Origin of the sequence: Streptomyces yangpuensis (genome assembly GCF_024666385.1) — a bacterium.
Taxonomy (GTDB): domain Bacteria; phylum Actinomycetota; class Actinomycetes; order Streptomycetales; family Streptomycetaceae; genus Streptomyces; species Streptomyces yangpuensis.
In genome coordinates this window covers 4,030,231-4,052,352 of sequence record NZ_CP102514.1, presented here as the reverse complement: position 1 = coordinate 4,052,352, position 22,122 = coordinate 4,030,231, and the positions used below count along the sequence as shown (strand labels likewise).

Annotated in this window: 14 protein-coding genes and 1 tRNA gene; 10 read left to right on the top strand and 5 right to left on the bottom strand. The window is 71.6% G+C overall.

Annotated elements, in window-relative coordinates:
- Positions 1 to 16 precede the first annotated feature (16 nt).
- Positions 17 to 2,107 carry a serine/threonine-protein kinase gene (locus tag NRK68_RS18520; RefSeq protein ID WP_257856254.1) on the top strand — a complete coding sequence of 697 codons (2,091 nt, stop codon included), beginning with the start codon at positions 17 to 19 and terminating at the stop codon, positions 2,105 to 2,107.
- 31 nt (positions 2,108 to 2,138) lie between these two features.
- On the opposite strand, the gene NRK68_RS18515 is transcribed toward NRK68_RS18520, so the two are convergent.
- The 3 genes from NRK68_RS18515 to NRK68_RS18505 all read right to left on the bottom strand — a co-directional run bounded on the left by NRK68_RS18515 (position 2,139) and on the right by NRK68_RS18505 (position 8,006).
- The gene (locus tag NRK68_RS18515) at positions 2,139 to 2,810 is read right to left on the bottom strand and encodes a DUF5825 family protein (protein ID WP_183066611.1); all 672 of its coding nucleotides are present in this window, start codon (positions 2,808 to 2,810) and stop codon (positions 2,139 to 2,141) included.
- Positions 2,807 to 4,726 (bottom strand): RiPP maturation radical SAM C-methyltransferase, encoded by a 1,920-nt coding sequence (locus NRK68_RS18510; RefSeq protein WP_257856253.1) that lies wholly within the window; start codon positions 4,724 to 4,726, stop codon positions 2,807 to 2,809. The genes NRK68_RS18515 and NRK68_RS18510 overlap by 4 nt, the downstream gene beginning before the upstream one ends.
- Before the next feature lie 157 nt (positions 4,727 to 4,883).
- Positions 4,884 to 8,006: an AfsR/SARP family transcriptional regulator gene (locus NRK68_RS18505; RefSeq protein WP_257856252.1), complete on the bottom strand. Its 3,123-nt coding sequence runs from the start codon at positions 8,004 to 8,006 to the stop codon at positions 4,884 to 4,886.
- A 171-nt stretch (positions 8,007 to 8,177) separates the two neighbouring features.
- On the opposite strand from NRK68_RS18505, the gene NRK68_RS18500 reads away from it, so the two are divergent.
- The 9 genes from NRK68_RS18500 to NRK68_RS18460 all read left to right on the top strand — a co-directional run bounded on the left by NRK68_RS18500 (position 8,178) and on the right by NRK68_RS18460 (position 20,000).
- Positions 8,178 to 8,387, top strand: a complete 210-nt coding sequence (locus tag NRK68_RS18500) for a hypothetical protein (RefSeq protein WP_183066608.1) — start codon at positions 8,178 to 8,180, stop codon at positions 8,385 to 8,387.
- 10 nt (positions 8,388 to 8,397) lie between these two features.
- Complete coding sequence (locus tag NRK68_RS18495; RefSeq protein WP_220818888.1) at positions 8,398 to 9,777, top strand: lysine N(6)-hydroxylase/L-ornithine N(5)-oxygenase family protein; 1,380 nt, start codon at positions 8,398 to 8,400, stop codon at positions 9,775 to 9,777.
- 11 nt (positions 9,778 to 9,788) lie between these two features.
- The gene (locus tag NRK68_RS18490) at positions 9,789 to 11,168 is read left to right on the top strand and encodes an aspartate aminotransferase family protein (protein ID WP_257856251.1); all 1,380 of its coding nucleotides are present in this window, start codon (positions 9,789 to 9,791) and stop codon (positions 11,166 to 11,168) included.
- The gene (locus tag NRK68_RS18485; protein ID WP_183066605.1) at positions 11,165 to 11,983 is read left to right on the top strand and encodes a homoserine O-acetyltransferase/O-succinyltransferase family protein; all 819 of its coding nucleotides are present in this window, start codon (positions 11,165 to 11,167) and stop codon (positions 11,981 to 11,983) included. Before NRK68_RS18490 ends, NRK68_RS18485 begins: the two co-directional genes overlap by 4 nt.
- 15 nt (positions 11,984 to 11,998) lie before the next feature.
- On the top strand, positions 11,999 to 13,270 hold the full coding sequence (locus NRK68_RS18480) for an aspartate kinase (protein ID WP_183066604.1): 1,272 nt from the start codon (positions 11,999 to 12,001) through the stop codon (positions 13,268 to 13,270).
- A 14-nt stretch (positions 13,271 to 13,284) separates the two neighbouring features.
- Positions 13,285 to 14,586, top strand: coding sequence for an MFS transporter (locus NRK68_RS18475; protein ID WP_183066603.1), 1,302 nt, complete (start codon positions 13,285 to 13,287; stop codon positions 14,584 to 14,586).
- Between the two features lie 72 nt (positions 14,587 to 14,658).
- A complete protein-coding gene (locus NRK68_RS18470; RefSeq protein ID WP_257856250.1) occupies positions 14,659 to 18,747 on the top strand; it encodes a non-ribosomal peptide synthetase in 4,089 nt (1,362 codons plus the stop codon).
- Positions 18,748 to 18,982: 235 nt separating this feature from the next.
- Complete coding sequence (locus tag NRK68_RS18465; protein ID WP_183066601.1) at positions 18,983 to 19,438, top strand: helix-turn-helix domain-containing protein; 456 nt, start codon at positions 18,983 to 18,985, stop codon at positions 19,436 to 19,438.
- Positions 19,439 to 19,451: 13 nt separating this feature from the next.
- Positions 19,452 to 20,000 (top strand): PIN domain-containing protein, encoded by a 549-nt coding sequence (locus NRK68_RS18460; RefSeq protein WP_257857880.1) that lies wholly within the window; start codon positions 19,452 to 19,454, stop codon positions 19,998 to 20,000.
- Between the two features lie 134 nt (positions 20,001 to 20,134).
- Here the strand turns inward: NRK68_RS18460 and NRK68_RS18455 are convergent.
- Both NRK68_RS18455 and NRK68_RS18450 read right to left on the bottom strand, forming a co-directional pair.
- A tRNA-Thr gene (locus tag NRK68_RS18455) sits at positions 20,135 to 20,208 on the bottom strand.
- 156 nt (positions 20,209 to 20,364) lie between these two features.
- Positions 20,365 to 21,936, bottom strand: coding sequence for an alpha/beta hydrolase (locus NRK68_RS18450; protein ID WP_183066599.1), 1,572 nt, complete (start codon positions 21,934 to 21,936; stop codon positions 20,365 to 20,367).
- Positions 21,937 to 22,122 lie beyond the last annotated feature (186 nt).

The window sequence follows — 22,122 nt, the reverse complement described above, 5'->3', positions numbered from 1 at the left end:
GAAAGCCGCACACACCATGAAGCCCCTCGAATCCGGAGACCCGATCCGCCTGGGCCCGTACCGCATCCTCGCCGTCCTCGGCGAAGGCGGCATGGGCAAGGTCTACGTCGGCCAGGACGGCGAGGGCCGGGCGGCCGCGGTGAAGGTGCTGCACCCCCACCTGGCGCACGATCCGGACCTCGGGCGGCGCTTCGTCCGCGAGGCCCAGGTGGCCCGGGCCGTCGAGAGCGAATCCGTGGCCCGGGTCCTGGACGCCCGGACGGACGGCGGGCGGCCGTGGATGGCGACCGAGTTCCTGACCGGGCCGACGCTCGCCGACGCCGTACGCGCCCACGGCCCCTTCGACGAGCCGACCGTACGGGCCCTGGCGGCGGCCCTCGCCGGGGCGCTGCGCGACATCCACGCCGCCGGCCTCGTCCACCGGGACCTGAAGCCCGCCAACATCGTGCTCACCGTGGCGGGCCCGCGCGTCATCGACTTCGGCATCGCCCGCCCCGAACACGGCCTCACCCTCACCGCCACCGGCCAGGTCCCGGTCACCCCCGGCTACGGCGCGCCCGAGCAGGTCCTCGGACAGCGCGTCGGCCCGGCGGCGGACGTCTTCTCCCTCGGCGCGGTCCTGGTGTTCGCGGCGAGCGGGCACCACGCCTATGAGGGTTCGCACGTCGCGGCCGTGCAGTACGAGGTCGTCCACGGCGAGCCGCGCCTGGACCGCGTACCGCCCGCACTCCGGCCGCTGATCGGCCCGTGTCTCGCCAAGGACGCGGCGGCGCGGCCGCTCCCGGACCGGATCGTCCGGTCGTCCGCCCCGCCCCGGGGCGCCGACCGGCTCTGGCGGAAGGGAGCGATCGCGCAGGACATCACGACGCGCGAGCACGGCCTCAACCGGCTGACCACCGTGCCGGGCGGGCTCGCACCGCGCCCCGTGTCACGTCGCCGCCTGCTGACGGGTCTCGTCGCCGGCGGATCCGTACTGGCGGTCGGCGGCGGCACGGCTGCGTGGTGGAGCCGCCGGTCCGGCCCCTTCGACATCCCCGCAGCCGTGAAGACTCCGGAGGGCAAGCTCTTCGACATGAAGAAGGGCGACTACGTCCTGGGGGAGACTCCCGCACCGCTGTGGAGCGTCCCCTCGGCTGTCTCGGACGCCACACCCGCGCCCCTGCCCGTACGGGACGTCGTCATCGTCGGGGCACCGAAGGGCGGCATCGCCGCACGCGGCGTCGTCGACGGCACGCTCCGCTGGTCGGCCGAGAAGGTGGCGGCCGCCGGCCGCTACCTGTCCCTCTCCGACCGTCTGGTGGCCGCCGCCGACCGCGACGGCACCCTCATGACCTTCGTCGCCTCGACCGGCGAGCCGAAGTGGACCTCGCCCGCGGAGGCCGCTTCCCTCCTCGCCGCGGACGACGAGGCCGTCTACGTGATCACCAAGGACGGTCGGGTGCGCAGCATCGGCCGCTCCGACGCCCGGATCCGCTGGACCGTCGGTATCGACGCGGACCTCGGCAAGGACGCCGCCTCCCGCGGCCTGGTGGGCCAGGGCCGGCTCGTCGTCACGGCGGCGGACGGGTCCGTCGTCGCCCTGGACACGGCCGGCGGCCGCACGGTGTGGGACCGCCGCAAGCAGTCCGACGACGGCCGGGCCAGGGCCGCCGTCTCGGGCCGCAGCCTGTGCGTGACCGGCAAGAACCTCACCGTCCTCGACATCGTCGACGGCAAGGAGCTCTGGAGGGCCGAAAACCCCGAGCCGCCGAACGGCACACCGTTCTTCTGGGGGCCGCCGACCATCCACGGCGATCACCTGTACGCGAGCGCCCTGAACGTTCCCCTGCGCTACGACCTGCGCACCGGCCGCGGAACGGACTGGGTCTTCCAGGGCCTGTTCGAATGCGACCCGCCCAGCCCGCTCGTCGTGCAGGGCAACGGCCTGTGGTCCGTCGCCGTCAACAGGACGGAGGGCGGCATCAACGTCGTCGACCTCTCGGAAGGCAACCGGACGTCGTGGGTCTTCCGCATCGTCAAGAACCCCGACCGGTACTGGATCACGGCCGACGCCAACCGGGTGTTCCTCCTGGACGGCACGACGCTCACCGCCCTCCCCGTCTTCTGAGCCGCCGGGACGCGGCGGCCCCGGCCCCCGGTCAGACCCGGAAGGGCGGCTGCGGCCAGCGGTGCGGCCGGTGGGGAGCCCACCACCAGAGGTCACCGACGGCGAGCAGGAGCGACTCCGCCGCGAGGTCGGTCCGGACGGCGGGGGAGACACCGTCGGCCGACGGGTCCGCCCGCACCGCCCGCACGGCGGCGAGGTAGTCCGGTTCGTCGATGACGATCCGGTTCAGCACGCCGGGCCGGTGGTCGCGGATCTCCAGGAAGCCCGGCCCCTTCCGGACGAGGCACTTGCCCAGGAAGAAGCCCTCGGCCCAGGCCGACCGGAGTTCGGCCGCGTCGGCCGGGCCCTCGACCCGGGCCGGCGGGTAGAGATGGCTGAGCGTGTACGCCGACGGGCCGGTCCGGCAGGCCCCCGCGTCGGGCAGCCGCACCCGCCAGTCGACGACGACGCCCCAGGCGGTCAGCTCCCGGAGCAGGTCCAGGACCCGTACGGCGCAGGCCGGTTCGGCCGCGGCGGACAGATCGACGAGGGCGCTGAACTCGGCCCTGCGCACGCCCGTGCGGTACAGCTCGCGGGCGGTGTGCGCGGCGTCCACGGAGGCTTCGGCGACGGTGATGCTGCCGAGGTGCATGCCCGGGAGCGTCCGCGCGTGGTCGCGGTAGTCCCGCCAGAGGTCGATCACCGCTTTGCGGGCGAGGCTCACGAGGCGGCCCCGGGGCCCTGCGCGGGGCCGGGCGCCCGGGTGAAGTCCCGGGTCAGGTCGGGGGCCGAGCCGCCCAGGCGGGTCAGCTCCGCGTTGGTGCCCAGGGGCACGACGTGGACGTACCGGCCGGCGTCCTCGAAGAGGAGCCCGGCCTCGCCCCACTCCGCGAGCAGTTCCGCGACCCGGGCCGGGGAGACGCTGGCGGTGCACCGGGCGCTGAGCCGGTGGGTCAGCGACTGGACGCTGCGCGGGTCCTCCAGGAGCCGGAACGCGGCCACCTCGACGGGGTCCGTGATGGTCCTCGTCGTCCAGTCGAAGTCTTCCCGCCGGTTGGTCAGCACGATTCTCGATCCGATGTCGTAGCGGGTCAGGCTGCTGTGGGGGTACTGGTCGCGCCACCGCTCGACGGCGGCGCCGAGCTCCTTCGCGACGGTTTCGCCGATGCCGGCGTGCGGGGCGTCGAAGAGGTAGGCCAGGTCGTACAGCTCCGCCTCCGGCAGGTCGTACACGACGCCGTAGTGGGAGGCCGGCCGCAGCGGCGCGAAGCCCAGCTCCGGCCGGTCGAAGTAGGGGCTGAACCTCTCGATCTCGATGCGGGTGACGCCGTCCGGCGGGGTGAGGTGGGCGAGGGCGGGGAACTGCCGGATCACCTCGGTGTAGTCGCGATCCTTCTCGCCGGGGAACCCGTAGAGGTAGTTCCATGTGGCCCACAGGCCCGCGGACTGGGCGTCCCGCAGGTGGCGCACGTTCTGGCAGCCGGTGACGCCCTTGTCCATCAGGCGCAGCACCCTGCTGCTGAGGCTCTCGATGCCGGGCTGCACCTGCACCAGACCGGCGTCGGCGAGCGTCTTCAGATGGCGGTGGCGGAGGTTGGACTTGATCTCGTAGTGGAAGCGCAGATCGTGGTCGAGGTCGATCAGGGCGGGCAGCACGCTGCGCAGGTATCCCATGTCGAGGATGTTGTCGACGACCATGATGTCGAGCACCTGGTGCTGCCGGGCCTGCTCCACGATCTCGTTGACAAACGTCTCGGGGGCCTTGCTGCGGAAGGCCATGGACGATCCGTTGAGCCCGCAGAACGTGCAGTGGTGCTTCTCGCCCCACCAACAGCCGCGGGACCCTTCCAGGACCAGTTTCGGCTCGATCCGGGAGCGGGCCGCGGACCTCTGCACCCGGGTGAAGTACGGCCGGTAGTCCGGCTGCTTCAACTCGCCGGGCGGGAGCGGGAACCGGGGCATGTCGTTCGCCCGGTGCGCACCGTCGTCGCCGCGCCAGCACAGCCCGGGGACCGTCCCCGGCTCCACCTCGCCGCGGACCACGCCGAGCAGCGCGGGGAACGCCCGCTCCGCCTCGCCGCGCACCACGTAGTCGACGGCGGGGAAGTTGCGGTGCAGGGCCGCTCCCTGCGGTCCGTCGCAGTTGGCGCCGCCGAGCACCGTGGCGGTGCCCGGCGACAGCCTCTTGACCGCCGCGGCCGTGGCCAGGGCGGCCGTGTTCTGCTGGAACGTGGTGGTGAATCCCACCAGGTCCGGGCCGGTGCCGGCGATCCTCTCGGCCAGTTCCCCGACGAACCGTGCGGACGCCTCGTGCAGGGCCAGGCACACGTCCCGCAGGTGCGGGCCGAGACCGGGTGCCATCTGCTCCTCGAACTCACGCACCCGCCACTGCGGTACGCCGTGGAGGGCGCCGGAGAACACCCAGTCCCCGTAGCCCTCGAAGTACGCGTGACTGGCGAAGAACTCGTAGTCCTCGACCTGCAGTCCGATCGCTTCCGCCGCCCAGTCGAAGTAGTCCAGGTTGGCGTTCACCGTCTCCACCTCCGCCCGGTGGGAGCGGCCGATGGAATGCAGGATCCCCAGCGCGAGGGACGGCGTGTCCAACGACGCCCACGGCATGTTCACCAGAGTCACACGCATGTGCGGAGCAGCCCCCCGGTCTGTCTCAGAGTCCTTCCACCGCAAGAGGCCTGCGCACGCCGATGACGTCCGTGCCTGATCTCTTGCTCTCCGCCATCGCGCGTGGGTCGACGTGGATGGTGGTCTTCTTCACGATGGTTCCCGTCCGTTTCCGTGGTCAGTGGATCGGTTGCAGAACGGGAACTCTAGGCAGAGTCACTACCGGATTCCTTCCGGTGACTCTGCGTGCAACCTGGGCGAGGATCGAGTCGAGGCAGTGGGCCGGAGCGGGAGTGCCGACACACGCGGCCAGCTCGGCGAGTTCCATGCGCAGGACCCGGCCGGCGGCCGGGTCCTCGGCCTCCAGCGCCTGGCAGAGCAACTCGACGGCGGAGAGCAGCACGTGGTGGACCGGCTCCGCCCCCAGCAGCCGGATGGACTGGGTCAGCCGCTCGACAGCCCGGTCGATGTGGCCGTCGGCGAGCTCCAGGGAGGCCAGCACGTAGAAGAGTTCGCCCATGCCGAACTCCAGGTTCATGTCCCGCAGCACGGCGTGCCCCTCCTCGATGAACCGCCGGGCCGAGGGGTCGCGCAGCTCCAGCAGGCTCAGCCCCAGCGTGAGGCCGCTGAACGCCTCGTACGGGCGGTCCCCCAGCTCGTGGAAGGCCGCGAGGGCCGTCTCCGCCTTCTCCCTCGCCTCCTGGAGCTCCCCGCGGTGGCGCAGTACGACGGCCCAGTGGCGCAGCGCGAGGGCCTCCTCGCGCCGGTGACCGGCCAGACCGCTGAGCCGGACCGCCTCCTGGAAGGCGTCCGAGGACAGCTCCCAGCGCCCCTGCTCGTAACGGATCGTGCCCAGTTCACGGGCGGCCACCGCCTGTTCGAGAGGGCTCTCAGAAGCCAGCGCCGCCTCGGCGGCCCGGCTCACCTCGGTGAGGGCGGCTCCCAGCCGGCCCAGTGCCCGCAGCGCTCCCGCCCGGATCACCAGGCACTCGCTGCGCAGTGCGTCGAAGCCCAGCTCCTCGAAGGCGGCGTCCGCCCGGTCCACGAGCTCCAGGCCGGCCTCGGGATCCCGGCGGATGCACCGCAGCCGTGCCAGCCGCAGGGACATGACGCCGACACCGGCGGCATCGCCGTCGGCCTCGGCCGCCGCCAGGGCGAGCCGGTGGCCGGCCTCCCAGTCGTCGTAGTGGTGGCGCATCTCCAGGAAGTCGGTCGTGCTGTCGGCCAGTTCCCAGGCGATCCGGCCGAATCCGTTCGAGCAGGCCATCGCGATCGCGGAGGCCAGGGCCGGACGCTCCGCCTCGAACCAGAGGTACGGGTCCTCGACGATGTAGTCGACGTCGGAGCGGTCGAATCCGTCGTAGCGCTTCGTCGCACCCCCTGCCGCCGCCGGCCATTCCCGGGCCCGCGCACCGGTGATGCGCTGCGCCGCCGTGGTGGACAGCGTGAGCCATCCCTCCAGCACCCTGGCCAGGGCCTCGCGGCACTGCGCCTGCGAGTACTCGGCCTGGGCCCGCTCCCTGGCGTAGAGGCGGACCAGGTTGTGGTACCGGTAGCGGGTCTGGCCGGCGGCGTCGCATCCGATGACGTCGAGGAGCTGGGTGCTGACGAGTTCCTCGATCAGGTCCTCGGCCTCGTCGATGGTGATGCCCAGCAGCGGCGCCAGTAACCACGACGCGAAGTCCGGTGTGTCGATCAGGCCCAGCAGGCAGAACGCCTCGCGCTCGCGCGGCTCCAGCTCCTCGTAGCCGGTCTCCAGGGTGGCCCGTACCTCCAGGTCGCCGGAGACCAGCACGTCCAGGCGCCGCCGCTCGTCGGCGAGGCGGCGGGCGAACCGGGTGATGCCGCCCCGGGAGTGCTGGGCGAGCCGCGCGGCCGCGATCCGGACGGCCAGGGGCAGGTAGCCGCACAGCCGGGCGATCTCCGCCGTGGTGGCCTCGTCGCCGATGACGCGGTCGCGGCCGGCGATCCGTTCGATCAGGGCGCCGGACTCCTCCGCGTTGAACACGTCGAGGTCGACGTGGGTGGCGGACTCCAGACCACTGAGCCGCGGCCGGCTGGTGATCAGCACGACGCAGCCGGGTGAGCCCGGGAGCAGCGGTCTCACCTGCGCCTCGCTGACGGCGTCGTCGAGGAGGATCAGCATGCGGGAGGAGGCGGTCCGGCTGCGGAAGAGCTCGCTGCACTCCTCCAGGTCGTCCGGTATGCCTTCCTCCCCGACGCCGAGCGCGCGCAGGAAGCGTTTGAGCGCCACCAGCGGGTCGAGCGGCCGCGTGTCGGCCGTGCGCAGACGTATGTACAGCTGTCCGTCGGGGAACTGGTCGGCCACCCGGCGGGCGGCCTGCACCGCGAGGGTGGACTTGCCGACCCCGCCCTTCCCCGAGAGGGCGACGAGCGCCAGTGACTCCTTGTCTCCCGTCGTCAGCGTCTCGCGGATGCGGCCGACCTGGTCGGCGCGTCCGGTGAAGTCGGCTATGGACGGCGGGAGCTGGGCCGGTACGACGGCGGCGATGGGGGACCAGACGCGCTCGGGCACCTCGTCGGGCGCCTTGCGGGGCAGGTCGAGCGCGGGACCGCCGACCAGGATCGCCTCGTGGAGCCGCTGGAGCTCGCTCCCCGGCTCCAGGCCGAGCTCCTCGGCGATCAGGGTGCGCCCGGCCTGGTAGACGGCGAGGGCGTCGGCCACCCGCCCGCAGCGGTAGAGCGCCAGCATCAGCTGACCGCGCAGCCGCTCCCGCAGCGGCTGTTCCCCGACGAGCGCCTTGAGTTCGCTGACGAGTTCGCCGTGGCGGCCCAGGGACAGCTCCGCCTCGATGCGTTCCATGACGACGCCGATCCGGCGTTCCTCCAGCGCCGGCGACTCGGTCCGGATCAGCTCCTCGGTGCCGTCGGCCAGTGGCTCCCCCCGCCACTGGGCGAGGCCGGCGCAGTACGCCTCCACCGCGTCGAGCTGCCTGTCCTGCGCGAGCGCCGCCCTGGCGTCCGCGACGGCCCGGTCGAAGGCCTGCAGGTCGAACCGGTGCTCGCCGAGCTGGAGGCGGTAGCCGTTGCCCGACCGGATGATCAGCTCCGGCCCCAGCTCTCCGCGCAGCTGGGACACGCACTTCTGGATCTGGGCCACGGCGGTCGGCGGCGGCGCTTCCCCCCACAGGATCGCGACGAGTCGTTCCACCGGGACGACGTGTTCGGAACGCAGCAGCAGCGCGGCCAGTACCGACCTCGTCTTGCGCCCGTTGAGTCTGACTGCGAGTCCGTCGCGCCATGCCGTGATCGGCCCGAGAACACGGAACTCGAATGTCACGCAGCCCCCTCCTGATCCCGTCCGCCGTATACGGATACGGGACTCCCACCCCCACCTGATGACCTGCGCTTGTGGACGATACCGCACGGTCGGAAGCCCGGCGGAAGGCAACCGGTAGCGGTCAGTGAAAAGCTCATTACATCTCGGACGGCGACGGAAGCTGCAGTTCAAATGACCAGAAATGCGGACACCGATACAGCGGCCGGGGACACCGCCGGCCTCTCGCCGGCAAGCGACCTCACCGGCCCGGACGCCGCTCAGTGGGCGGTCCCGCACGCAGCGGGGACCCTCAGCGACGGTGCGTTCTTCGCCGGCCGTCACGCGGCCGGGCCGTACACCGACGGCGCTTGCGCGGACGTGCAGGCGGTCTCCCGTCCGTGAACCAGCCGGCATGCCGACGGCATGCCGCGCACATCAACCCTGGAGGTTCAACGTGCACGATGTCTATGACGTTCTCTGCGTGGGATACGGACCCGCGAACGTCGCCGTCGCCGTCGCGTTCGAGGAACTGTGGCCGCAGGCCCGGGTGAAGTTCCTGGAACGCGAGCCCGGCCCCTACTGGCAGCGCGCCATGCTCCTGGACGGCTCGGACATCCAGAACAATCCGCTGCGCGACCTGGTGACTCCGCGCAACCCGCGCAGCCGGTACACCTTCACCAACTTCCTGCACGAGCAGGGCCGGCTCTTCAAACACCTCAACCTGCCCTCGCACTACCCGCTCCGCAAGGAGTACGCCCGCTACGTCCAGTGGGTGGCCGAGAACGTGAGCGCCGACGTGGACTACGGCTGCGAGGTCACCGGCATAGGCGTGACGCCGACCGCCGAGGGCCAGCTGGTCGAGGTCACCGCCGCCGACGGCAAGACCTACCACGGCCGCTCCGTCGTCGTGGCCCCCGGCCGTACCCCGAACGTCCCCGCGGTCTTCACCGGCGTGCCGGCCCCGCACCTGTTCCACACCTCCCAGTTCCTGCCCAACATCGCCGGTCTGGAGCGGGACTTCGACGGCACGCTCGCCGTGGTCGGGGCCAGCCAGAGCGCCGTCGAGGTCGTGCTCGACCTCATCGCGCGCTTCCCCGCCGCCCGCATCGTCAACGTGATGACCGGCTTCGGCTACCGCCTGAAGGACACCAGCCCGTTCTCCGAGGAGGTCTACTTCCCGGAGTTCGTGGACTACTACTTCAACGCCACGGAAGAGGGCAAGAAGCGGCTGCGCGACCAGCTGCGCCCGACCAACTACTCGGCCGCCGACGCGGACGTGGTCAGCGCCCTCTACATGCGCATGTACGAGGACGAGCTCGACGGACGCGACCGGGTCCGGCTGTACACCAACCGCCGCGTCGAGGCCGTGGAGCGCACCGCCGAGGGCGTCGCGCTGGACGTCACCGAGCACATCACCGGTGAGCGCGAGCGGATCCACGCCGACCGGGTGGTTCTGGCCACCGGCTACCTGGACCTGGGTATCACCGGCCGCACCGAGCAGCTTCCGCCGCTGCTCAAGGACCTGACGGACGTGCTCGGCGTGACGGACGGCCGCCCGCTGTCCGTCGGCTACGACTACGGCGTCGTCCCGCACCCCGCCTTCGAGGGCGAGGTCCCGCCGATCTTCGTCAACGGCCTGTGCGAGTCCACGCACGGTCTCGGCGACGCGGGCTCCTTCAGCCTGCTGGCGCTGCGCTCCCAAGCCATCGTCGAAAGCCTTGAGCGGCGCCTGGTCGCCGAGCAGGGAGCTGCCGACCTCGTCGCCGCCCAGGCGGCCGGCTCCGACCTCTGAGAGAGACGATCATGCAGACTCTTGAAGCGACCTCACCGAAACCGGCGGTCGACCTCACCCAGCCCGGCCCCAACGGACGCGTGCTGCTCGACAGCCAGGCCGCCACCGAGTCCAACGCCCGTACGTACCCGCGCCGGATCCCGGTCGCGATCGCCGAGGCCTCCGGCTCCTACATCACCGACCTCGACGGCCGCCGCTACATCGACTTCCTCTCGGGCGCGGGCGTCCTCGCCCTGGGCCACAACCACCCCGAGCTCGTCGCCGCCGTCACCGAGCAGCTGCCGAAGCTGACCCACGGCCTCGACTTCCCGACGCCGGTGCGCGACGAGTTCAAGCGCCGTCAGATCGCGATGCTGCCCGAGCACATGCGCGACGACGTCAAGATGCACTTCTGCGGCCCCACCGGCTCCGACGCCGTCGAGGCCGCGATCAAGCTGTGCAAGAAGGCGACCGGCCGCGGCCAGGTCGTCGTCTTCCAGGGCGCCTACCACGGCTCCACCCAGGGGGCCATGTCCCTCACCTCGGAGCACGCGCCCAAGACCGGCCTGCACAACCTGCTGCCGGGCATCCACTTCACCCCGTACTCCTACTGCCACCGCTGCCCGATCGGTCTGGCACCGGAGACCTGCACCACCAACTGCGCCGACGTCCTGGTCAACACGCTGACCGACACCCACGGCGGGGTGCAGCTGCCGGCCGCGATCATCATGGAGCTGGTCCAGGGCGAGGGCGGGGCCATCCCGGCCCGCCCCGAGTTCGTCCGCCGGGTCGCGGACACCGCCCGTGAGCTCGGCATCCCGCTGATCGTGGACGAGGTCCAGACCGGCTGCGGACGCACCGGCACCTGGTTCGCCTTCGAGCAGTACGGCATCACCCCGGACGTCGTCGTGGCCTCCAAGGGCCTGTCCGGCATGGGCCTGCCCGTCGCCGCGATCCTCTACCGCAAGCACCTGGACACCTGGACGCCGGGCAGCCACATCGGCACGTTCCGCGGCAACAACCTCGCCTTCGCCAGCGCCAACGCCTTCCTCGACGTCGTCGAGCGCGACCAGGTGCTGCCGCACGTCCGCGTCATCGGCGAGCACCTGCTCGGCGAGCTGAAGCGGCTCGGCGACAGCGAGCTCGTCTCCGACGTGCGCGGCCTGGGCCTGATGCTCGGCATGGAGATGGCCGGAAGCGGACCCCTCGACGCGACCGCGGTCGCCGCCAGGTTCCAGCAGGAGGCACTGCGCCGCGGGCTGATCGTCGAGCTCGGCGGCCGGGGCGACTGCGTCGTCCGTCTGCTGCCGCCGCTGAACATCACCCGTGAGGTCGCCGACGACGCCGTGGCCATCCTGCGCGACGCGCTGGCCACGCTGGAGTCGGACCTCGCCGCGGAGGCCGGCCGATGAGCACCCTCATATCCGGACTCCCCGGCCGCCCGCCGCGCATCGGCATCGTCAACCTGATGCCGCACGCGGAGCAGTACGAGAACTGGCTGATGCCGCAGCTGTCGCTGGCCCAGCCGTTCGAACTGCAGTGGATCCGGATCTCCTCCCGCCGCTACCACCTGGACGACCCGGACCGCATCGCCGCGACCTACCGCACCTACGAGGAGGCCACGGCGGACGCACCGCTGGACGGTCTGATCGTCAGCGGCGCGGCGGTGGAGCACCTCCCCTTCGAGGAGGTGCGGTTCATGGACGAGCTGAACGACATGGTGCAGGACGTCCACGCGCAGGGCTCGCCGATCCTCGGCCTGTGCTGGGGCGCGATGGGCGTGGGCCACCTGCTCTACGGGCTGCCCAAGGACATCTACAGCGCCAAGATCTCCGGCATGTACGAGACCGAGCTGCTCGCGCAGGACGGCCCCGTCGCCTCGGCCCTCGACGACCGCTTCTGGTCGACGCACAGCCGCTTCGCCGGGTTCGACGACAAGGCGCTGGACGCCAGCACCACGGTCCGCGCCCTGGCCCGGGCCGATGGCGCGGGCACGGTGATCGCCGAGTCCTACGACCACTCCGTCCTCATGCACACCGGCCACCCCGAGTACTACGGCTCGCGCCTGGCGGAGGAGTACCACCGGGACGTCGACCAGCAGGTGGCCGGCGTCAGGGCACCGGTCGGCGTGGACCTGGACCAGCCGCTGCGGCTGTGGCGCAGCCACAGCCTGGCGTTCTTCGCGAGCTGGGTCCGACTGGTCGCCGACCAGTCGGCCGCGCGCTAGGGACGGGGAGGACCTGTGTCAGCTGTGTCATCCCTGTCCGCGGCAGAACCGTCCGGGCGCGTACTGCGGCCGGTCGTATGGAAGTTCGGCGGCTCCTCGGTGGGCGACATGGACCGGCTGCGCCGGGTTGCCCAGCGGCTGGTGGAGGCCAGGCGCGCCGGGGCGGACGTCGTCGCGGTCCTGTCCGCGATGTCGGACACCACCGACGACCTGCTTCAGATGGCGAACGGCCTCACGACGCAGCCCGACGCGCGGGAGCTGGACGCGCTCCTGGCGGTCGGCGAGTCCATGTCGTGCGCGCTCGCGGCGATCGCCGTGCACGAGCTCGGTGAACGCGCCGTCTCCCTCAACGGCGGCCAGGCCGGGGTGCTGACCGACACCGCGCACGGCAACGCCCGTATGCAGTCGATCGACCCGGGCCGGATCGTGGCCGCCCTGGAGCAGGGGCTGATCGTGCTGGTCACCGGCTACCAGGGCGTCACCGACGACGGTGACGTCACGACGCTGGGCCGCGGCGGCTCCGACGCCTCGGCGATCGCCGTGGCGGCGGCGCTGGGGCTGCCCGAGTGCGACATCTGGACCGACGTCCCGGGTGTCTTCACCGCCGACCCCCGCGTCGTCCCCGACGCGCGGCGACTGGACCGGCTCAGCCACGAGTCGATGCTCCAGCTCGCCGAGGCGGGAGCCCAGGTCATGCAGCCGCGGGCGGTCGAACTCGCGGCGGCCCACGGTGTCGCCATCCACGTCCGGTCCTCGTTCACCGGCGAGCCCGGCACGTGGATCACTGAATCCAGGGAGGAGAACGACATGTTCGAGACGGCCAGGATCATCGGTGTCGCCCACCGCCGGCACGACCCGCTCTACCAGGTCGACGGCCTGACGCCGGCCCAGGTCTCGGCGGCGCTCGCCGGACACGGGCTGCCCGTCGGATCCATCATCGGCAGCCCCGGCGAGCTCCGCTTCACCTCGCCCGGCGCCGAACCGCAGGCGGTCGTCGCCGCCCTCGGTGACGTCGGCGCCGTGGCCAAGGTCCACGACGAGGAGCTCGGCAGTGTGAGCGTGGCCGGGGACGCCTGCGGCAACCGGGCCGAGGTCACCCTGCGGATCCTGGAGTCCCTGGAGCGCACCGGCATCAGACCGGTGCTGGTCACCAGCACCCCCAGCCGCGTCTCCTGCCACGTCGCCTCCGGTGCGGTCGACGAGGCCGCCCGCGTCCTGCACCGCGCCTTCAACCTGCACACCGACGCTGCCGCCCCGCAGCCCGTCGGCGCGGGACTGGCCCACTGAGAGGGGGCGAGAGCATGACCACCACGCAGGCGAACCAGGACACCGCGAGCCGCCGCGGCGTCCTGGCCAACCGGGACTTCGTCAAACTCTGGAGCGGGCAGACGGTCTCCCTCGTCGGCTCTCAGGTGACCGACATCGCGCTGCCGCTGGCGGCCGTCCTCACCCTGAATGCCAGCGCGTTCCAGATCGGCCTGCTCAACGTCGCCAGGTTCGCCCCGTACGTACTGGTGACCCTGCTGGCCGGAGTCTGGTTCGACCGGCGGCGCAGAAGGCCGACCCTGATCGCCTCCGACGCGGTCCGGGTGGTGCTGATCGGCGCCCTGCCGGTGGCCCACCTGCTCGGCGTGCTCTCGCTCCCGTGGCTCTACGTCGTCGGGTTCATGGCCGGCGTGGCGACGGTCCTCTTCGACGTGGGGATCCTCTCCTACATCCCGGGACTCGTCGACAAGAACGACCTGGCGGACGCGAACAGCAAGATGACGGCCAGCTACTCGGTCGCCGGCATCGCCGGCCCGGGCCTGGCCGGCTTCCTGGTCGGCGCGCTGACCGCGCCCGTCGCGCTGACCGTGGGCGCCACCACCTACCTGGCCTCGGCCGTCGCCCTGTGGTGGATCCGCAGGCCGGAGGCCGAACCCGAGCGGCCCGCCGAGCCGAAGTCGGTCCGCGCCGACATCGTCGAAGGCCTGCGCACCGTCGTCGGCAGCCGGATCCTGCGGCACCTGGCGGCGCAGTCCGCCGTGTTCAACCTGTTCGAGAACGTCATGACGACGGTCTTCCTGGTCTACGCGGTGAGGTCCCTGGGACTGAGCCCGTTCCAGCTCGGCCTGGTCGTCGGGGCCGGCTCGGTCGGCGCGCTGCTGGGCGCCACGTTCTCCGGCCGGATCAGCAAGCGCCTGGGCTTCGGCCCGGCGCTGCGCCTGGTCACACTGCTGGCCTGCCTGTCGCCCGTACTGCTGCTCGTGCCCGGGGACACCGGCCTGCTCTCCCTGCTGATCCTGGGCGGGACACTCGCCGTGCACGGCTTCCACCTGGCCGTCTTCAACGTCAACTCGCTGACCCTGCGCCAGACCGTCACACCGGCCCGCCTGCTGGGCCGGATGAACGCCAGCTACCGGCTCATCCTCTACGGCACCATCCCGCTCGGCGCCCTGCTGGCCGGCTCGCTGGCCTCCCTGTTCGGGCTGCGCGCCGCCCTGGCCGTCGGTGTCGCGGGTATCGCGCTGCCGGTGGTGTGGATCGCCTTCTCGCCCGTCTACCGGCTCCGCGAGATGCCCGAGGGTCCCGTCGAAGCCGACCAGCCCGAACCCGTCGCCTGAGTCACGCGCGGCCGTCGTGACCGTGCCCTTGACGCTGCTCCATCCACTGCTCGAAAGAAGGACTGACCAGTCATGTTGACCGATTCCCAGCGGGCCGCCCTGACCGCCAGGCTGCGTCGCACGGCCCCCCCGATCTCCTCCATCCCCCGCCGCTCGCCCGCGCTGCAGGACCTGCCGCTCTCCTACGGGCAGGAGCAGCTCTGGTTCATCGACCAGCTGGCCCCCGGGGAATCCACCTACACCATCGCCGGCGCGGTCCGGATGACCGGCGCCCTCGACCGCCCCGCCCTCGGCGCGGCGCTCGACTCCCTGGTCGCCCGCCACGAGGCACTGCGCACCCGCCTGATCACCGTCGAGGGCGCACCGGTCCAGGTGATCGACCCGGCCGGGCCCGTCGAGCTGGCCTTCGTGGACCAGCGGGCCGTCGCCGCGGACGAGATCGAGCAGCACTGGCGCGCCGCCGCCCAGGAGGAGACGTCCCGCCCGTTCGAGCTGGAGCGCGGCCCCCTGTTCCGGGCGCACCTGCAACAGCTCGGCGACGAGGACCACGTCCTGCTGATCACCGTCCACCACACCGTCTTCGACGGCTCCTCCTTCCCCGTGCTGCTGGCGGAACTGGCCGAGTCGTACTCCGCAGCCGTCGCCGGGACGGCCGCGCAGCTGCCCGAGCTGCCCGTCCAGTTCGCCGACTTCGCCGTCTGGGAGCGCGACCGTCTGCGGGGCGAGACGCTGAAGGAGCTCACCGAGTACTGGAGCGAGAACCTCCAGGGCGCGCCCGTCCTCCAGCTGCCGACCGACCGGCCCCGCCCCCTCGTCCAGACCTACCAGGGCACCACCGAGTCCCGGGACCTCGGCGACAAGGTCCTCTCCCGGCTCACGACGCTGGGCCGCGACGAGGGCGCGACCCTGTTCATGACCCTGATGGCCGCCTACCACATCCTGCTCCACCGCTACAGCGGCCAGGACGACATCGTGGTCGGCACCGTCAGCGCCAACCGCAGCCGCCCCGAACTCCAGCCCGTGATCGGCTACCTGATCAACACCCTGCCGGTCCGGGTCGACCTGTCCGGCGACCCGACCTTCCGCGAGGTCCTGGAGCGCACCAAGGCCGCCACGCTGGGCGCCTTCGGACACCAGGACCTGCCCTTCGCGAAGATCGTCGAGGCCGCCAAGGCCCCCCGCGACCCCTCGCGCTCCCCGGTCTTCCAGGTCGGCTTCATGCTCTCCGACGACCAGAAGCGCGACCTCCGGCCCGGCGGCATGACCTGGGCCTCCGAGGAACTCCCCGCCGAGGCGGCCAAGTTCGACCTGCTGGTCTCCGCCGTCGAGAGCGGCGGCCGGCTCGGGCTGAACCTCAGCTACGCCACCGCCCTGTACGACGCGGCCACCGCGCAGCGGCTGCTCGGCCACTTCGAGACGCTGCTCGACGGCATCCTGAACGAGCCCGACGCCCGCATCTCCCAGCTGCCGATCATGACCGAGGCGGAGCTCCACCAGGAGCTCGTCGCCTGGAACAGCGACACGGCCGAGTTCCCCGACTGGAACCTGCACCAGGCCTTCGAGGCCAAGGTCGCGGCGCACCCCGACGTCATGGCCGTCGAACTCGACGGCGAGGGCCTGACCTACGCCCAGCTCGACGCCCACGCCAACCAGGTCGCGCGGCGGCTGCGCGAGCTCGGCGTCGGCCCGGAGGCGCTCGTCGGTGTCAGCATGCAGCGCACCGTGCGCCGCATCGTCGGCATCATGGGCATCCTCAAGGCCGGCGGCGGCTACGTGCCGCTGGACCCGGAGTACCCCGCCGACCGCCTCGCCTTCATGGTCGAGGACGCGAAGATGACCGTCGTCCTCACCGACGAGGCCAGCGCGTCCGCGGTACCGACCGACGACGTCACCGTGCTGGACCTGGACCGGTCCTGGACCGACCTCACCGCGCTGGACGACAGCGCCGTCGAAGCCACCGCCGACCCGTCGAACGTCGCGTACGTCATCTACACCTCGGGCTCCACCGGCCGCCCCAAGGGCGTGGTCGTCGAGCACCGCAACGCCGTCAACTTCTGCTACGCCGAGATCGAGTTCTGGCCGCTCGGCCCGGGAGACCGGATCCTGCAGTTCGCCTCGCTCAACTTCGACGTGTCCGTCCTGGACATCTTCGGCGCGCTGCTCTCCGGCTCCACCCTGGTCCTCGGCAGCACCCAGACCCTGCTCTCCCCGCCGCGGCTGGCCGACCTGATCCGCGGTGAGGGCATCACCTTCATGTGCCTGCCGCCGGCCGTGCTGAACCTGCTGGCCGAGGAGCAGTTCCCGAGCCTGCGCGTGGTCATCGCCGGCGGCGAGGCCTTCTCCTCCGAGCTGGTCCGCAACTGGGCGCGCCCCGGTATGCGCTTCATCAACGGCTACGGCCCCACCGAGACCACGGTCGGCTCGACCATGGCCCGGTGCCAGGACGACGGCATCGACCCGCCGCCGATCGGCCTGCCCCTGACGAACTACACGGCGTACGTGCTGGACAAGCACCTCAACCCGGTGCCGGTGGGCGTCGCGGGCGAACTCCACATCGGCGGCGCCAGCGTCACCCGCGGCTACCTCGGCCGCCCCGAGCTGACCGCCGAGCGCTTCGTCACGGACCCGTTCAGCGAGGTCCCGGACGCCCGCATGTACAAGACCGGCGACCTGGCCCGCCGTCTGCCGGACGGCAACCTGCAGTACCTCGGCCGGCTCGACCACCAGGTCAAGATCCGCGGCCTGCGGGTGGAGCTCGGCGAGATCGAGGCCGTGCTCGCCGCCCACCCCTCCGTCGCCCAGGCCATCATCATCGTCGGCGAGGACCAGGCCGGCCAGAAGAACCTCATCGGCTACGCCCGGACCAATCCCGACGCGCCGGCCGTCACCGTCGGCGACCTCCGCGCCCACCTGGGCGAAGCGCTGCCCGCCTTCATGGTCCCCGCCCACCTGGTCATCCTCGACACCTTCCCGCTCAACGCGAACGGCAAGGTCGACCGCGCCGCCCTGCCCGCGCCGGACGGCGCCGCGGACGCGGGCGACTACGTCGCCCCGCGCACCATCCTGGAGACCGTCCTCGCCGACATCGTCTCCGACATCCTCAAGCTGCCGCGGGTGGGCATCGAGGACAACTTCTTCGAGATGGGCGGCAACTCCCTGCAGGCGATGCAGGTGATCACCCGCCTGCGCAAGGACCTCGGGGTCGACACGGACGTGACGGCGATCTTCCTCGCCCCCACGCCCGCCCGGCTCGCCGTGGCCCTGGTCCAGAAGCACGGCCTGGAGGACGCCCCGCTGGACGAACTGGACGACCTCGACGCCCTGGAGGAGGTGGCCGGCCCGGCCGCCCCGGGCAGCACGGCCGTCGTCGCCGGTTCGGACACCATCGTGCCCCTGTCGCAGAACACCGACGGCGACCCGCTGTTCCTCATCCACGCCGTCGGCGGCACCGTCTACCCGTACTTCGGGCTGATGCAGGAACTGCAGAGCCGCTACCGCGTGCTCGGTGTGCAGGCCGCGGGCCTGCGGGCCGGCAGCGAGCCGCTCCAGGACCTGCGGGAGATGGCCGACGCGTACACCGAGGCCGTCCGCAAGGCCCAGCCCGCCGGACCGTACCGCCTGGCCGGCTGGTCCATGGGCGGTCTGCTCGCCCTGCAGGTCGCCCGCCGCCTGGAGGCCGCGGGCGAGCAGGTGGCCCTGGTCGGCCTGCTGGACACCCCCTTCTCCGCGGACGACGTCTCCGGAGTGGGAGAGCAGGCCTTCGCCGCCCAGTTCGTCCTGGACGGCGCCCGGGCCCTCGGCCCCGACGCGGGCGAACTGCCCGACCCGGAGACCACGCCGGTGGCCGAGCAGCTGCGCTGGTTCGGCGAGAAGCTGACCGGCGGCGCGGGCGACGCGGAGGAGGTCCAGGAGGACATCAACCGCAGGTTCCAGGTGTTCAAGGCCCACATCACCCTGATCGGCGGCCACCGCCCGGAGCCCGTGGCGGCCCCCGTCGTGGTGGTCTCGGCCGAACAGTCCCCGGACCTGTCGGCCCTCTGGACCCAGCTCCTCGGCACGGACACCCGCACCGTCCGCGTCCCGGGCGACCACTACACCTTCCTGCGCGCCCCCGGCGTCCAACTGGCCGCCAAGGCCCTCCTGACCGCCGACGAAGCCTGACCCACCCCGGGGCCGCGGCCCCACCGCGCCCCACCCACCCCGGAAACCCCAGGCCGGCCCCGCCGCCCTGGGGTTTCCCCATCGCGCTTCACCTCGAAGCGCGCAGCCTCACAGTGAGGCCAGGAGATGGACCACCCGGCCCAGTGCGTTGCGTTTGCTTCGATTATTTCGGATACTTCACCTAGGAGCCGTACGGGTCGGCCTCCCGGTCACGACACGAAGGGATGGTCACACTATGAGCGCGTCGACCGCTCGGGCCACGCCTCCCTCCGGGGCGAATGCCGACTTCGCGGCCCGGGCCCTGATGCCAGTGAAGAGGTCCCTAGCCCGCTCCCCTCACGCCGAGCGGATCCGGTTCCGGATCGAGGACGCAAATGCCGATCTTGAGCTGCCCCGCGAGGCCGTGGAGCTGCTGGCGACGGTACTGAGCCACATGGCGGCAGGCCGCGCCGTCTCCATCGTCCCCGAACACGCGGAGCTGACTACACAGCAAGCCGCTGACATGCTGAACGTCTCCCGGCCGTTCTTGATCGGACTGCTTGACGCTGGCGAAATCGACTACCGGAAGGTCGGAACCCACCGCCGGATCAAGGCGCAGTCCCTGCTTGAGTACCAACGCCAGGACGACCAGAAACGACGGGCTGCAGCAGACGAAATGACGGCCCTGAACCAGGAGATGGGGCTGATCTGACCCCGCGGCGTTCATCGTCGTCTACGACGCCTGCGTCCTGTACCCGAGCACGCTGCGCGACCTTCTGATCCGCATAGCCCAAGCTGGGCTCGTGCAGGCCAAATGGACCGAACGAATCCTCGATGAGGTTTTCACGAATCTGCAGGCCAACAGGCCCGAGCTCGATCCTGCGAGGTTGACCCGTACGCGCGAGTTGATGATGCGCGCTGTCCGGGACTGCCTCATCAAGGATTACGAGGCCCTGGAGTCGGCGCTGGACCTGCCGGACGTCGACGACCGTCACGTGCTCGCTGCCGCCGTCAAGTCACGAGCTCAGCTCATCGTCACCAACAACCTCAGGGACTTCCCCGGCGAGACGCTGAGGACATGGAACGTCGAAGCCGTCTCCGCGGACGACTTCGTTCTGGCCCAGATCGACCTCGATCGCCAGAGAGTCTTTGCCTCCGTCCAACAGATCGCCGACTCATGGCGAAATCCGCCCGGGGTCGCAGGTGATGTGCTTGATCGCCTGGAGCGAGACGGCCTCCTGGAGTCGGCCGCCGCCCTTCGCGCCGGCCGGTAACTCAGAGCCAGTTCCCGATCCGGACTTCACGCATGCTCAGCACGAGGTTCCAGACTCCGACCGCCACATGCCCCGGCACGTAATGTGAAAGCAAAAGGCCCAAGTCACAGGTTACGTGACTTGGGCCTTCTCTGAGCCGCCTTCGGGATTCGAACCCGAGACCTACGCATTACGAGTGCGTTGCTCTGGCCAACTGAGCTAAGGCGGCACCGCTGGGGAGACAAGGATTCCCTCGGAAGGGATCGCTCATCAGCAGCGGCGCCAAGTCTACAGGGTCCCGGCGGGTGCCCCGAACCAGGTTCTGCGGGGACGAGTCCCAGGTCACATGTCGGACGGGCAACGGGTCAGGTGGCCGCCCGGCGGGTCAGCACTTCTTGCCGTCCGCCGGGGGCCTGCCCTCCAGGAGGTAGCGGTTGATCGCGGTGTCGATGCAGTCGCTGCCGCGTCCGTACGCCGTGTGGCCGTCGCCGTCGTAGGTGAGGAGGGTGCCCGATTCGAGCTGGCCGGCCAGTGCCTGCGCCCACTTGTACGGGGTCGCCGGATCGCGGGTGGTGCCCACCACCACGATCGGCGCGGCGCCCTTCGCGGTCAGCGGCCCCGCCTGGCCCGTGGGCTTCACCGGCCAGTACCCGCAGTTCAGGGCGGCCCAGGCCAGGCCCGCGCCGAAGACCGGGGAGGCCTTCTGGAAGGAAGGGAGGGCGGTGTCGACCGCGTCCGGCCCGTTGAAGGCCGCGGGCTGGTCCAGGCAGTTGACGGCGGCGTTCGCGAACATCAGGTTGGCGTACTTGCCGTCCGCGCCGCGCTCGTAGTAGCTGTCGGCCAGGCCCAGCAGGCCCGCTCCGTCGCCGTTCATGGCCGAGGCCAGCGCCTCGCGCAGCTGGGGCCAGGCGTTCTCGTCGTAGAGCGCCGCGATCACCCCGGTCGTCGCGAGGGCCTCGCCGAGCGGACGCTTGTCGTCGCCGCTGGGCACGGGCTGCGCGTCCAGCTTGCGGAAGAAGTCCTTCAGGCGGGCGGCCACCTCCTCCGGGCTGCCCTTGCCCAGCGGGCAGTCGGGCTGCTTCGCACAGTCCTTGGCGAAGGAGGTGAAGGCCGTCTCGAAGCCCTCGGTCTGGTCCCGGTTGAGATCGAGCGCCGGGCGCGTGGGGTCCATCGCACCGTCCAGGACCAGCCGGCCGACCCGGTCCGGGAAGAGGTTCGCGTACGTCGCCCCCAGGAGCGTGCCGTACGAGGCGCCGACGTAGTTGAGCTTCGCGTCGCCGAGCACCGCACGCAGCAGGTCCATGTCGCGGGCGGCGTCGACGGTGGAGACGTGCGGCAGGACCCGCTTCGAGCGGGTCTCGCAGCCCGCCGCGAACTCCTTGAAGGCCGCCACCAGGCGGGCCCGCTCGGCCGCGTCGTCCGGCGTCTGGTCCACCTGGGTGTACTTGTCCATCTCCGGGCCGGTCAGGCACTCGACGGGGCTGCTGCGTGCCACGCCGCGCGGGTCAAAGGACACCATGTCGTACCGGGCGCGGACCGGAGCGGGGTAGCCGATGCCCGCGTACGCCTGGAGGTAGCCGATGCCGGAGCCGCCGGGGCCGCCCGGGTTGACCACCAGCGAACCGAGCCGTTTGCCGGGGCCGGTCGCCACCCGGCGGGCCACCGCGATGTCCACGTCCTCGCCGGCCCCGGGGTTCGCGTAGTCCAGCGGGGCCTTCATGGTGGAGCACTGGAATCCGGGGACACCGCAGTCGCGCCAGGTCAGCTTCTGCTCGTAGTACGGGCGCATCGCCGCGGCGTCGGGGGACGGGGGCACCGATGGCGTGCCGCCGGCCTCCCCTCTCGCGGACGCGGCGGTCGGGAGCGTCTCCGGCCCGCCCGAGGTGCAGCCGGAGAGCAGGAGCCCGGCTGCTGCGATCACGGTCCCGGTGGTACGCAGCACGCGACTGGTGTCCATCCCCGGAGCCTACGTCCTGCCGACGGGCGCGGGCGGGCCCTGTCCGCCGGACGGACCCGGGCCTTCCGTGGCGCTCACCGGGCGAGGCACGGACCGGCCCCGCTCCGGCCCCGGCGCCCGGTTCCCCCGTACGGGTGAGCCGACCGGCACCGCGAGGCCCGGGAGCCGGGCCGGGGCACCCGGGCC